Origin of the sequence: Burkholderia sp. WP42 (genome assembly GCF_000745665.1) — a bacterium.
GTDB classification, from domain to species: Bacteria; Pseudomonadota; Gammaproteobacteria; order Burkholderiales; family Burkholderiaceae; genus Burkholderia; species Burkholderia vietnamiensis.
In genome coordinates this window covers 62,063-74,945 of sequence record NZ_JQJT01000035.1, presented here as the reverse complement: position 1 = coordinate 74,945, position 12,883 = coordinate 62,063, and the positions used below count along the sequence as shown (strand labels likewise).

Annotated in this window: 9 protein-coding genes; 3 read left to right on the top strand and 6 right to left on the bottom strand. The window is 57.5% G+C overall.

The genetic code is table 11. The features are described from left to right. The 3 genes from EX20_RS20880 to EX20_RS20870 all read left to right on the top strand — a co-directional run. Positions 1-900, top strand: a 900-nt coding sequence (locus EX20_RS20880; RefSeq protein WP_034194582.1) for an AMP-binding enzyme, incomplete at its 5' end; no start/stop codon positions are given. A gap of 86 nt (positions 901-986) precedes the next feature. Next, positions 987-1,337, top strand: a complete 351-nt coding sequence (locus EX20_RS20875) for a DUF4212 domain-containing protein (RefSeq protein WP_011885479.1) — start codon at positions 987-989, stop codon at positions 1,335-1,337. A 3-nt stretch (positions 1,338-1,340) separates the two neighbouring features. Then, complete coding sequence (locus tag EX20_RS20870; protein WP_011885478.1) at positions 1,341-3,356, top strand: sodium:solute symporter family protein; 2,016 nt, start codon at positions 1,341-1,343, stop codon at positions 3,354-3,356. A 56-nt stretch (positions 3,357-3,412) separates the two neighbouring features. Here EX20_RS20870 and EX20_RS31040 read toward each other — a convergent pair whose 3' ends face one another. From EX20_RS31040 to EX20_RS20855, 6 genes are all read right to left on the bottom strand, one after another. Continuing rightward, a complete protein-coding gene (locus EX20_RS31040; RefSeq protein WP_080484201.1) occupies positions 3,413-3,943 on the bottom strand; it encodes a hypothetical protein in 531 nt (176 codons plus the stop codon). 141 nt (positions 3,944-4,084) lie between these two features. Continuing rightward, positions 4,085-4,450, bottom strand: coding sequence for a lysozyme inhibitor LprI family protein (locus EX20_RS31035; protein ID WP_072465541.1), 366 nt, complete (start codon positions 4,448-4,450; stop codon positions 4,085-4,087). Positions 4,451-5,149: 699 nt separating this feature from the next. Then, a complete protein-coding gene (locus tag EX20_RS20865) occupies positions 5,150-5,401 on the bottom strand; it encodes a PAAR domain-containing protein (RefSeq protein WP_034194581.1) in 252 nt (83 codons plus the stop codon). A gap of 128 nt (positions 5,402-5,529) precedes the next feature. After that, positions 5,530-6,393 (bottom strand): hypothetical protein, encoded by an 864-nt coding sequence (locus tag EX20_RS32060; RefSeq protein WP_124259907.1) that lies wholly within the window; start codon positions 6,391-6,393, stop codon positions 5,530-5,532. Then, positions 6,377-9,448, bottom strand: a complete 3,072-nt coding sequence (locus EX20_RS20860) for a lytic transglycosylase domain-containing protein (RefSeq protein WP_175464273.1) — start codon at positions 9,446-9,448, stop codon at positions 6,377-6,379. The genes EX20_RS32060 and EX20_RS20860 overlap by 17 nt, the downstream gene beginning before the upstream one ends. Positions 9,449-9,497: 49 nt before the next feature. Then, positions 9,498-12,005 carry a type VI secretion system Vgr family protein gene (locus EX20_RS20855; protein ID WP_034194580.1) on the bottom strand — a complete coding sequence of 836 codons (2,508 nt, stop codon included), beginning with the start codon at positions 12,003-12,005 and terminating at the stop codon, positions 9,498-9,500. Positions 12,006-12,883: the final 878 nt, after the last annotated feature.

Genomic DNA, 12,883 nt, shown 5'->3' with positions numbered 1-12,883 from the left:
ACCGCGCCGACCGCGATCCGTTCGCTGATCAAGGCCGCCGACGCCGACGACAAGGTCCACCCGAAGAGCTACGACCTGTCGAGCCTGCGCATCATCGGCACGGTCGGCGAGCCGATCAATCCGGACGCGTGGATGTGGTATCACAAGCACGTGGGCGGCGAGCGCTGCCCGATCGTCGACACCTGGTGGCAAACCGAAACCGGCGGCCACATGATCACGCCGCTGCCGGGCGCGACGCCGACGGTGCCCGGTTCGTGCACGCTGCCGCTGCCGGGGATCATGGCCGCGGTGGTCGACGAGACGGGCCAGGACGTGCCCAACGGGCAAGGCGGGATCCTGGTGGTCAAGCGTCCGTGGCCGTCGATGATCCGCACGATCTGGGGCGACCCGGAGCGCTTCAAGAAGAGCTACTACCCTGAGGAGCTCGGCGGCGGGCTGTATCTGGCGGGCGACGGCACGGTGCGCGACAAGGACACCGGTTACTTCACGATCATGGGGCGCATCGACGACGTGCTGAACGTGTCGGGCCACCGGCTCGGCACGATGGAGATCGAGTCGGCGCTGGTGTCGCACGAGCTGGTGGCGGAAGCGGCCGTGGTCGGCCGGCCGGACGACACGACGGGCGAGGCAGTGGTCGCGTTCGTGGTGCTCAAGCGCTCGCGCCCTGAAGGTGACGAGGCCGCGGCGCTGGCCAAGGCGCTGCGCGACTGGGTCGGCAAGCAGATCGGGCCGATCGCGAAGCCGAAGGACATCCGCTTCGGCGACAACCTGCCGAAGACGCGCTCGGGCAAGATCATGCGGCGCCTGCTGCGCTCGCTCGCGAAGGGCGAGGCGATCACGCAGGACACCTCCACGCTCGAGAATCCGGCGATTCTGGAGCAGCTCACCGAGGTGCGGTAAGCGTTCCTGTCGCGCGCGTTGCGCGCACGAGCCCCTGCGCGGCAATCCCGATTGCTCCGCGCAGGGGCTTTTTGCTAAATAACGGCATGACCGTTTCGTCCCGTCCGGCGCGCGCTGCGCCGCCGCCCGTCCCAGAGCCGCTCGCGCGCGCCCATGCGCGCTATTGGCGCTTCAACGTCGCGCTGATCGCGGTGCTGATGACGATCGGCTTCACCGTGTCGTTCGTCGTGCCGTTCTTCGCACCCGCGCTCGCGGGCATTCGCTTCGCCGGTTTCAGCCTGCCGTTCTACTTCGGCGCGCAGGGGGCGATCCTCGTGTACCTCGTGCTGATCGTCGTGTACATCGGCCTGATGCAGCGCGCCGATCGCTTGCTGCGGCGCGCGTACGACCAGCATGCCGCGCATGCCGACGACGTCGGAACCGGAACCGGGCGCTGATCCATGCTCACGCATCGACTGATTCGCGCCTACGCGCTCTACACGCTGGGTTTTCTCGGCTTCGTGCTGCTGCTGTGGCGCATCGAGCGCGCGACCGGCTCCGGCGTGTGGATCGGCTACGTATTCCTGTTCGTGCCGATCGCCGTGTATGCGGTGATCGGGTTGCTGTCGCGCACGTCCGATCTCGTCGAATACTACGTGGCCGGGCGGCGCGTGCCGTCCGCGTTCAACGGGATGGCGACGGCGGCCGATTGGCTGTCGGCGGCGTCGTTCATCGGGCTGGCCGGCTCGCTCTATGCAACCGGTTACGACGCGCTCGCCTACGTGATGGGGTGGACGGGCGGTTTCTGTCTGGTCGCGTTCCTGCTCGCGCCGTACGTGCGCAAGCTCGCGCGGTACACGATCCCGGACTTTCTCGGCACGCGCTTTTCGAGCACCGCGGTGCGGGCGCTCGCGGCGGGTGCGGCGATCCTGTGCTCGTTCGTCTATCTGGTCGCGCAGATCCAGGGGATCGGGCTGATCGCGACGCGCTTCATCGGCGTCGATTTCGCGATCGGGATCTTCTGCGGACTCGCCGGCATTCTCGTGTGCTCGTTTCTCGGCGGCATGCGTGCGGTCACGTGGACGCAGGTCGCGCAGTACGTCATTCTCATCAGTGCGATTCTGGTTCCGGTGTCGCTGATCGCGATGAAGAACGGGCTCGGGCCCGTGCCGCAGTTCAATTACGGCAAGCTGATGGAGCGCATCGCGGCGCGCGAGGCGCAGGTGCGCGACGCCGCCGACGAGCAGCAGGTGCGCGCTGAGTATCGGCGGCAAGCCGCGCTCGTGCAGGCGCAACTGGATCGCCTGCCGGCGTCGTATGCGGACGCGCGCCGGCGACTCGTCGAGCAGCTGGCGGACCTGCGGCGTCACAATGGGCCGCTGCGCGAGATCAACCAGCGGGAACGGGAGCTTGCCGACTTTCCGCGCGACCCGACGGCGGCGCGCGTGGCGTGGGGCCAGGCGCGCGACGACCTGCTCGCGCGGGCCGAGCCGCCGGTGCCGATGCACGCGCCGTTTCCCGCGGCGAGCGAAGATGCGCGCAAGCCGCGCGAGCGGAATTTTCTTGCGCTGCTGTTGTGCCTGTCGCTCGGGACTGCGAGCCTGCCGCACATCCTCACGCGCTACAACACGACGACGTCGGTGGCATCCGCGCGGCGCTCCGTCGGCTGGACATTGTTCTTCATCGCGTTGTTCTACCTGAGCGTGCCCGTGCTCGCGGTGATGATCAAGTACGAGATTCTCACGAACCTCGTCGGGCGGCCGATCGCGGAGCTACCGGCGTGGGTCACGCAGTGGCATCACTTCGAACCGGACCTGATCAGCGTGGTCGAGGTGATACGCGACGGTATCGTCCACTGGTCGGAGATCCAGATGCAGCCGGACATGGTCGTGCTCGCTGCGCCGGAGATCGCGGGCCTGCCGTACGTCGTGTCGGGGCTGATTGCGGCGGGCGCGCTGGCGGCGGCGCTGTCGACCGCGGACGGGTTGCTGCTGACGATCGCGAACGCGTTGTCGCATGACGTCTATTACTGCATGGTCGCGCCGCACGCCACGAGCCAGCGGCGTGTGACGATTTCGAAGGTGCTGCTGCTTGGCGTGGCGCTGTTCGCGTCGTATGTCGCGTCGCTCAATACGGGGAAGATTCTGTTTCTGGTGGGCGCGGCGTTTTCGCTCGCGGCGTCCAGTTTCTTTCCGGTACTCGTGCTCGGTGTGTTCTGGAAGCGGACCACCACGCGCGGTGCAATCGCCGGGATGGTGACCGGGCTCGCGGTGTGCGTGTATTACATCGTGTCGACGTATCCGCTTTTCACGCAGCTTACCGGGTTTGCGGGGCCGACCTGGTTCGGTATCGAGCCGATCAGTTCGGGCGTGTTCGGCGTGCCGGCCGGGTTTGCGGTGGCGATCGCGGTCAGTTTGGTCGATCGGGAGCCGGATGAGTATACGCGGGCGTTGGTGGATTATATTCGGCATCCTTGAGGGGGAGGGGCGCCCCATCTTGGTTCGCGAAGTTTGCGGACCAGGGGAGACGCCTTTTAAGGATACATATATTCGGTGTGATGCCCGATGAACTTGTCTCCGACAAATTCGAAGCAGAAGTTTCCTTCTTCGAACGACCGGTAGACCAATATTGCGCCTCTGATGCAAACCTTGTTGCTGTTTATAGAGTAACTTATCTGCCCTCCGTCTTTGGCTGTTGGGCGGCCGTGCATGAATCCGGAAAACGAGTCAATTGGAAGTGGGTATGCCAATCCCGATTGAGTGTCGATCGCGACAACCGACTTTTGGTGGTATTTCTCAAATTCCGGGCGCGCTAAAATTATGTAGTGACCGTTGAAATTAGCGGGTGCCGAGTTCAGCGTATTGTTGTATGCGGCGACGTGCTCGTCGTCACAAAAATTGATTGGGCTGTATTGGAATGAGCATTTTGTCAACTCCGACGTTGCGTATGCAATCTTTACTCCGGTGTATGCGTGATTGCGCTGTGAGTTTGACGATTTTGCAAAAACATCGGGCAGAATGAGGGAAGTGATTGTCAGGATGAGGGTGATGAATAATTTTCTCATTTCTCTGTCGGGCTGGATTCCGGTGAGGATTTATCGAAATTTTTTGGTGGGGATCGTGTAGGTGCGGATCCTTGTCAATGGTGTGCGGCTCGTGTGACGTTAATTTTCGTAAGATTGGCTATCGATTGCTGGCTCAATTCACTATTTTTGAAGCAGCGTCTTTAAATAATCAACCCGCTGTTTTGTTATCGTAGTGAGGCATTCTTTCGTAATTAGGCTGGAGCCGATGCCTTGAGATGCCGACGCCTCAGCTGCAACATACCCAGTACACTGCTTGCTCCGGTAAGCGAGCCAAGCTTCCTGCGCTTGCTGAAGCTCGTTCTTGTATCGTGTGGATAAGTATAATTTTTGATATGTCGAATTTAATTCGGTTTTTGATTTATTTAGTTCCGCATTGATGCGTGATAAGTCGTCGTACGCATTCCCATTGTTGATGGCTGCGTCGGCAAAAGCGATTGCCGGTAGGGCGATAAATGCAAGTGTGATGGTTTTCTTCGTGATATTCATCGGGTGTCGCATTTGTGTTTGTGGCCTGGGCGGGAATTTTGCGAGGTGATATAAGGCAGAATAAATCAGAAGGCGCGTACTTTTAATTGGTGCATCCTGGATTCCGGGGAAATGTGTCAATTTCAGGTTTCGAGTTGCTCTGGCTGAGTTCGTCGCAGTTCGAGGCTGCCATCGATGGCTAGTGGATGCAATTCGAAATGAATTTTCGTAATTTCACCTCATCTACTCCTAGTATGTCTGGATGCTCGGGGTCTCGTGTCAGATCCAATGCTTGCATCGAATTCTTATCCAAGTTTATCCAACCGATAGTAACTTGTTTGTCAAGATTGTCGGGGCTATCCGCAGCGACGTACAGTCTGATGCTATAGACTCCGTTAGCCGCATCGGCAATATCCACGTGAATGTCTTTCTTGTTCACCGCAACATGCTTGAGCGGAGGTACAACCAATTCTCTTAGCTCGTTTTTGCAGATATCGGCTCTGGCATGGGCTCCGCATGAAATGGTCAGGAGTAGGGGGAGCGTTGCGATTTTGTAAAGAATCCTCATGTTCGATGAAAAGTGGATTTGTGGTTCACAGTGTTATGAAGCGGAGTAGCCCGTATCACCTAACGACTCGATCGGTGACTTCGACAGCAGGCGGGGCTGTTTTTCCGAGACTGCTGATTGGTGTGAGCCGCGTGCGGTGTTCCATCTCCCAATCACGCCAGACTCGAGATCAGGTGACAGCCGCACGTAGCGCGATGGCCATGCCGTGCGATCGGGATGCCGTCGTCCGTCATCGACGGGTCGCCTTCCTCGATGAGGTTCGGTGAGACATCTGGATGCTGCGGGCACGATACGCGGTCGCCCTTGCGGGCGACATAGCGGCCGTCGAAGCGCATCGAAGTTGACGCTGTTTCGACCTTGCCGCCGTGGTCCGTGTCGTCACCGATACGAATCAGGTCCATCACGTCAGTCCTTCGTTTTCCGAGAAGAGGCTTCAAATAGTCAACTCCCTATCTAAGTGGCGCAGGCAATAGTTCGTGTTTAGGCTGAGTGGGCATCGCGGAATTTTGGAGTGGTCGAATGCTAAATGAAATCATGGTCTGATTTTATTGTCGGGATAATTTATGTCGATACATTTCACCCATTTTTCGATAATCTTCCCATTTTTCGCTATGTAGCGAAATTTGATATATCCATCGTGAGGGCTTCCCAGTGTTTCAACTTTGTCGCCAGCTATTAGGTACGCCTTTCCTGCGGCTTGAGGGAGTGGTCGGTCATAGAGGTACGCACGTTCGCTCACTACTAAAAAATAATTATTGCTTTCGTGATCAGCAGCGGCTTTCCATGAGGGAAGTGTTCTTTTGGTGATGGTTGTTAAACTATTTTTGTCCGATTCGCTGAGGCCAGAGAAATAGGATCGGTTGTTGACTTTTTTACCATCCTCGATGAAATTAATGCTGCCGTCTCTTTCTACAACATAGATCGTGTCGTAGCAATATGGATCCTTTTCTCCGGCTGATGGTTGCTTGTCGAGCAATATAAATGTGCTTTGATCGATCATCTTTTTATCCGCCGGTTTGCACATGGAATGCGATGCCATGATGTCTGGCACCATTGGACTTAGATTTTCCGAGAAAAATGATCGGGGAAAACGGCGGCCAATCTCAAGGCCAATAACCGATCCATTGCGAGCAACAAACCAGTTCTTATTGTCCTGCTCAGAACAATTGCATGAACATGATACTAACGTCCAACTGCTATTTTTGTTCCAAGAAATCTGCAGTGGTGCATTCGGGCACAGGTTTTTTGCTTCGTTGGTGATGGTCGTTGTGCATTCGTCACCAGGCCCACATTCAACGGTATCGTATTTTACCTCCGCTATTGCATTTACGGCACTTGTCGCGATAACAATTACGAGCAACAGTCTTATTAATGATTTTTTACAATCCGCAGACATTTTTATCCGCCTTTCCACTAAGTAATTTGAAATTGATGTTGTCTCTTGGCATGGGCTTCTCACCCTTGACTGGTGGGTGTGGGTATGGCTTCTGTTGTATAATTCCCATTCGCCGGCTGGTGGCGTCGAATATCCATTTAGGGTTGGCTGTTTTGGCTCTCTCTTGAACTGCGATTTTAAGAAGTTCTATCTGTGTGGCTGGTTTTTCCGTGGCAACGCGTTCTGCTATCTGATGCGATGCTTTGCTTAAGTCATGCTGCTGTACGCATAAATCATAGAGGGCGCAGTAGGTAACGAGCTGCACGGATTTCATCAGGTCGGGGCGCAGTTCCCGTAAGAGCTTCAGGCAGCTTAGAATATCTTGATGATATTTTGCTGCCTCTTTAATTTGAATCTCTTGAAATTTTTCATTCGATCCGATGGCCTTGAATGTTTTCTGCCAATTATCCCTATTGCTATTTTGTTGCGCAATCGCCCAATTTTTTTGGGCGGCGAAATCCCCGCTTATTATCGCGCTCCAGATGGCTTGATAATTCGTTCCGGGAGCAAATGCAGCTTCAAACGCTTGAGGGTCGGCATCATGCATCTTTTTGAGGACGGGGCCAAGCGTATTCATTCCAAAATTCCACTGGATCAGTCCAAACGACATGCCCATGCCGTCAAAATTATCGGCGCATCCGTCAAATTTTGGATTTCCGTTTTCGAACGATGCCGAAATAAATAGTGCGATCCGCTGGGCCTCAACCAACGGAATGCAGTCTCCATCGCCGCACGCGAAATTCCCAATCAACCCGATCGGATGAAAATGCCATGGCTTCGGCTCTTTCGGAAGAATCGTTGCGTCGATCCCTTGAACCTCTTCCCACCACTGGAGCTTCTTTATCCGCTCCATCTCGTTCTGCCATTTCCATGGCACGAGCTTCATGTAAGGCGTGATGTCCTCCCACTTGCCCATGTTGCCGCCCCATTCGCTCTCGCTCTTCACGACAATGTGCGAGATCGCTTCGGCCAGCCAGGGCATTTTCTGCGCGTCCGCCAATTCCGCTGCGGTCACCTTGCCGTCGTGGTTGGTGTCAATTGCCTTTTCGAGCTTCTGGATAAGGTCGCTGGTGGCCAATGCGTCCGCACTAGGCTTGAAGTTGTCCTGATCCTCTCCCATGGCGAGCCCGGCGACAAACAGATACCGCTTGAACATATCGACCATCGTGGTCGAACTGTTATCGACGAGTTCGAACCCCGGCCAGTCCCACGGACTACACAGCGTCACCTTGGGGTGGTCGCGTTCGCGCGCCCAGCCTTGAAGCGTTCCACCGTCTTTCGTGCCCAGGGTCACATTCCACCAGCGTATCGCTTTTCCGCTCGCGTCCTTGTCTTCTCGGGCAAAGTTTTGCGGGCCAGGCTTCTCGAGTTCGACGATCTGGAACACGTTGCGAAAGTCCGCTGCGGGTCCGTCTGCCTGACTCACTTTTAGCGGAAAGTCTTTCCAACCCTTGATGGGTGCCGTGGTCAGTTGATTGATCAGCACCACGCCGCTGTCAATCCAAAAGGGGCTCCCGATCAGCGTCTCGATGGGCTCCGGCTTTTTCGCCGGCTTCGGCTTGTGCTTTTTCCCGGTCCCAGCCGGAGCAGGGGGCTCCGGCTGCGGGGCAGGCATCTTGACAGTTTTGGGCTGCACCTTGACCCACCGCGATTTCGAATCGCTGACCGGCGCCAGTTTCAAACCAGTCTGCTGAAGAACGTAGTCCGGTTCCCGGACCTTCGTTACCAGTTTTGCGCCGGCCAGAATTTCCAAAAATGGCTTTTCCATATTCGGATCTGCCTCTGACAACTCTTTTGCGCGTAACTGGCTCTTGGCAATGAACGTCGGAAGGTCGGGACCCGCAAAAACTTCGAGGTGCAGCAATGGCCGCGTCGGCAGCGGAGGAGTGTGCTTCGCTTCTCTGTACCGTTGGTATTGTCCGATATGCGCGACGATGTCTCCCGCTTTGACCGGGTATGGCTTCTTGAGTACAACGACCTTATCGACGGGGCCCGACTGAGGAATCGGCTCGAGCTCTGAGACAAAAACGTAACCCCACTTCAGTTGTACATCAGGAGGCTGCCCGACGATGGGGCCAACCGGATCCCCTTTAATGATCTTCGTGATTTTTGCCCAACCGTTCCGGCCGCCATTATCCGCCTCATTCACGGTCAATTCCGTCCCCTCGGGTAGCAACCCGAGCAACTTTCCGTTCGGAATAATGCGAACCCGGACCCCTGATACTGGTTGGGGAAGCGAATCGTTCCCGTCTGGTTGCGGCAATGAATCGTCGCCCGCCGCGCTGGGATCGACCGGCTTCGGTTTCGGAACGCCCTGCGCGTTTGGTTTCAATGCTCGATACGAGCGCTCCACTTCGAGATACGGCGGAAGCGTGAACTGCGACGCCTTGGCGGCCGCATTGTCCGTTTTGGTCTGATCAAGCATCGCCTTATACGTTTTCCAGTCGAGCGTATGCATGTACAAACTGAAGAACGTCAGCGTTTCACCGGGCGGCGGCCCGGACGGCGCCGGCGACTTTGTCGGAGCGGGGGCCGGAGGAGTCGCATTGTTTCCGGAGGCGGGTGCTGTCGGCGCATTCGACGGTGCCGGCGCGGGTTCGGGCTTTTTCGGTGCGGGCGGCAATTGCAGTGTATGGCGGATCAGCACAAAGCCGCGCGAGTACAGCGCGTGGCGCTGGTCCTGATAGGTCAGCGTGGGGTATTCCTTGTCGAGCCGATAAGCGACGACCTCTCCCGTGGCGATTGCCCGTATTCCCTCGTCCTGCTTCAGCGCTTCACCTGTCTTCTGACCGAAGTGAATGCCGCCATGCCAGATCCCGCTTGCTCCCAGTGGATAAAAGCCGTCCTCTGCAGTCGCAAGCACCTGCATATAGGTGAGGGGATCCGTGGTGTCCGGAGATGCACCTCCCTGAGTAGAAGGAGAAAACGGATAGCTCCATGCAAGTGGCGTGTACGCCGGCTTGGCGTCCGGCTCAGGCTTTTTCGGCGGTTGTTTGGGAGGGTGCTTGTCCGTCATGTCAGATTGAATCGCAAGTCGTTATCGTGCATCAAAAGCCGGCATCCGCTCAGCCAGAAAAATCGTCCGCGTAACCGCCGTGTTTGGACACCGGCGTACCGTTTAGTGGGTCTCGCAACGTCATGGTCGACGCACCGGGCTTGTCCCAGGATGCGCATTTTTCGAGAATCTGGCCCGACGTCCCGTTTTCGATCATGTTCGGCGTGATCTTGATATACGAGGAGCCGACGTTGAGAATCAGTTCCTTTTCCGCGCGCAGGATCACCCGCCCTGACGCGCTCTCGATCTTGACGTCCTGTTGTGCCAGCATTGTCAGCGCATCGGTTTGAGCTTGGATCTCGATCGCGCCTTTCGTCGCGAAGATTTTCACTCCCTGGTTTTGGGCGTACAGGCTGATCTTGTCCATTACGCTGGCGAGAAACGACTTCCCGGCTGCGAGGTTAACGTTTTTCCCCGCCACCAAATTGACCTGCTGATTAGCCGATGTGTGAATCGATTGATGGCTCGACAGTCCGATGCCGGCCGGGCTCGACAGTAGCAGCGCGGGTTTTGCAAAGCCATTGGCGTTCCCCGTCCCGCCGCCAGCGGTGCGCCCGCCTTTTGTTGCAGCGGGCACCGTGTGCTGCGTCATCTCGGTAAAGGCTTTCAACGCATCGCTGCCGTCCTGCAAGCTCTCGGCCCGATTCGTTTCGCTCGCCTGCGACACCGTTTCGAGCACGGCTTCCGAAGCCGCGAGCTGATCGGTCGCCGCGGACACGTTCATTGGTTGTACTGCGGCGGGGTGGGTCGAGATAGACATACCCTGAACGGCCCGGATCGCACCATGAGCCTCCGATTTGAGGTCGAACCCACTGCCCACGAACGACCCCCGCGTGTTGTCGCTCTGTTCGATCAGATAGCCCAAATGCAGGTGCGAACTGTAGCTCGACGAGTAAAGGTGGACCCGGTTCTGACCGGTAGCATCGTCCATGACGAGCTGGTTGAAGCCGTCGCCGCCATACTCACGCGAACGAAACCCGGACAGCAGGCCGTGCGTGTGCCACACCGGCATCGTCGCGCCCCCATGCAAACGCGACACGATGACGGGCCGGTCGCAGTCGCCATTGACGAATCCGAGGAGCACCTGATCACCTTTGCGCAACGGGAAGTAGCCGCCGCGCTTCGAGCCTGCGTCCGGCATCGCCGCGCGAATCCACGACGTCGACTTTGTATTGCGATCGTTCCGGCTGTTCGACGTCCGGACCCGCACGCGATTGCCATCGTCCGTGGCGATTTCTTCGTCGCTGTCGGTTACGACGATCGCCGTCTGCAAGTGCATCTCCGGCTTGTCATGCTCGAACGGGCTGCGGAACGGCGTCTTGCGGCGTTGCGCTTCGATCTCGACGTGGAAGAATCCGATACCGCCATCGCGGTGGCTCACAGTCGCGCCGGCCCCGGCCGCCTTCACCTGTTCGATCTCGCTGCGCAGGCTGCGCGGGAAGCGGGTTAGGGCGTCCATTCCTGGCAGGTTGTTTTGAATCAGCCAATCGCTCGCGATGATCGACAGTTCGCGCTCTTCGTCAGGCAATGCGTCGAGGACGGGATGCCCCGACACTTTGAACCAGTAGCCGGGCAGCGCGTAGCGGGGACTACCGATCGCAAAATAGCGCTTTGCTCTGGACGCCCATTCCTCGGTTCGAATACGCGCCTGTTGTTGTCCGGCATCGGATTCGGCCCAGGTCTGTGAGCCGGTATATAGATAATCCTCGCCTTGGCCCGGCAGATCTTCCAGGTCGGCCGCCGGCATGCTGATTTGTTTGTCGAGATCCGGGCGCTTGTAGTCGACGGTGCCGAGCGCAAGCGTTGCGCTTTGTGCATCTTGCTGCTCGCTCAGCTGCGTGAGGCCATCGAAATCCTCGTCGGTACCCGCGTGGCTGAACTTCATCTCCGAATTCGGCAGTGACGGCCCGAAATACAGGTCGTCCATCATCACGACCTTGTGCGACTTGCCATCCTTCGCGAAATCGAAGCGCGCAAATACGCCGACTTCCTCCAGGCTGCGATGCACGAAATTCCAGTCGGTTTCCCACTGCACGCGGTGCGAATACGAGCGCATCGCCGCGCGCAGTTCCTGCCCATAGTTACCGGAAGCCTGCGAATGCTTGTCGAACACGTCGGTGAGAATTTGCCAGCCGCTCGCTTCCTGCCAGTCGCGCCGATCGCTGCTCAGCTTCAGAAAGCTCAGCCACGAAGAAAACTGAAGCTGGAAATACGAGACGCTCCCGTCGTTTCCGAGGCGGCGAGCCCGCTGCACATAGCCATGGATCGGCAGATAGCCGCCGTCGGTCTGGCGAATCCACAGCGTGACGGGTTGCAGCATCAGCGCGCTGAGCTTGATCTTGTCGCCCATGACGGACGACGCGTCGACGGTCACTTCGAAATTGCGCCCGAGTCGCGCGTTGACCTTGACGTACAGCGGCGTGAGCCAGTCCTCGCCGAGCGGCGTGTCGAGTTTGACGATGCGATCGAACTGCGCGTAACCGCCGCGCAACACCTTCAGCAATACTTCCCCGCTCATGCCATTACCCCGTTTCTCGAGAACGCGATCGTTATCCGACATCCCGGCGCCGGAATTGTGTCAGTGCCAAATGAATCTTTCAAACACATAACGATTTATTTGGATTTGCTTTCATTTTAGTGCGGAAATCCTATAAGCCGCGCCTCGGCTGATCGCGCGAAAGATCATATCAAAGGGAATTCAATACGGTAAATGTCCGGTAACCATTTTTGAAAGTCTTCTCGAAACCATCAGGCATGTAATTTTTACTATTTTGTGGCTGTCTCGTTATGCTGTGAGTAAATAATTACCGATTTCCGATGCGGCGTCATATCCCGTCACCGGATGATAAGGGGCACATCGTCTTTCCGTCGGCAACGTCGAGCACGAGTGCGCACGCGCCCCCTACCTGGACGTACGCCAGCATCAGTCACTTTCCTGACCGGATTTTTCATCCGGATAAGACGGATGGGTGCTTGATATCCTGCCTTTGATATAGGCGATTCGGTTGCGATATGCGTCGAGTAAGCACGCACTGTCTGCGCAGGAATTGCGGACCGTCCTGAGCCATTCGATTTGATCCAGCCGAATCGGGTCGTGATATGAGATTTCTTTCGAATCGGCTTGGCGCATCGCGACGTAGCCGCGATTGACGGTTGCATCCAGCTTGAGCAGTTCTCGGTTTCTACAAATGAGAGATGCTCGCCATTCGTGCCGGGCTTACTGCAATCAAAAATTCTCCCTGCATGCGCCGGCGCACGGGGCGAGCGCTCGAACACGTATGCCCACGAACCGTCGGGGAGTACCAGTTTGTCCGGCGATCACCCGTGCGTAACGAAATTGACCGTTCGCCGGTGACGCCTGCCACGGAGGCTTGGGCGGAAGTAGAGAACGCCGAG

Coding starts and splice junctions, on each gene's coding strand:
- EX20_RS20875 (WP_011885479.1), top strand. CDS start 987: ATGACCGTTTCGTCCCGTCCGGCGCGCGCTGCGCCGCCGCCCGTCCCA.
- EX20_RS20870 (WP_011885478.1), top strand. CDS start 1,341: ATGCTCACGCATCGACTGATTCGCGCCTACGCGCTCTACACGCTGGGT.
- EX20_RS31040 (WP_080484201.1), bottom strand. CDS start 3,943: ATGAGAAAATTATTCATCACCCTCATCCTGACAATCACTTCCCTCATT.
- EX20_RS31035 (WP_072465541.1), bottom strand. CDS start 4,450: ATGAATATCACGAAGAAAACCATCACACTTGCATTTATCGCCCTACCG.
- EX20_RS32060 (WP_124259907.1), bottom strand. CDS start 6,393: ATGTCTGCGGATTGTAAAAAATCATTAATAAGACTGTTGCTCGTAATT.
- EX20_RS20860 (WP_175464273.1), bottom strand. CDS start 9,448: ATGACGGACAAGCACCCTCCCAAACAACCGCCGAAAAAGCCTGAGCCG.
- EX20_RS20855 (WP_034194580.1), bottom strand. CDS start 12,005: ATGAGCGGGGAAGTATTGCTGAAGGTGTTGCGCGGCGGTTACGCGCAG.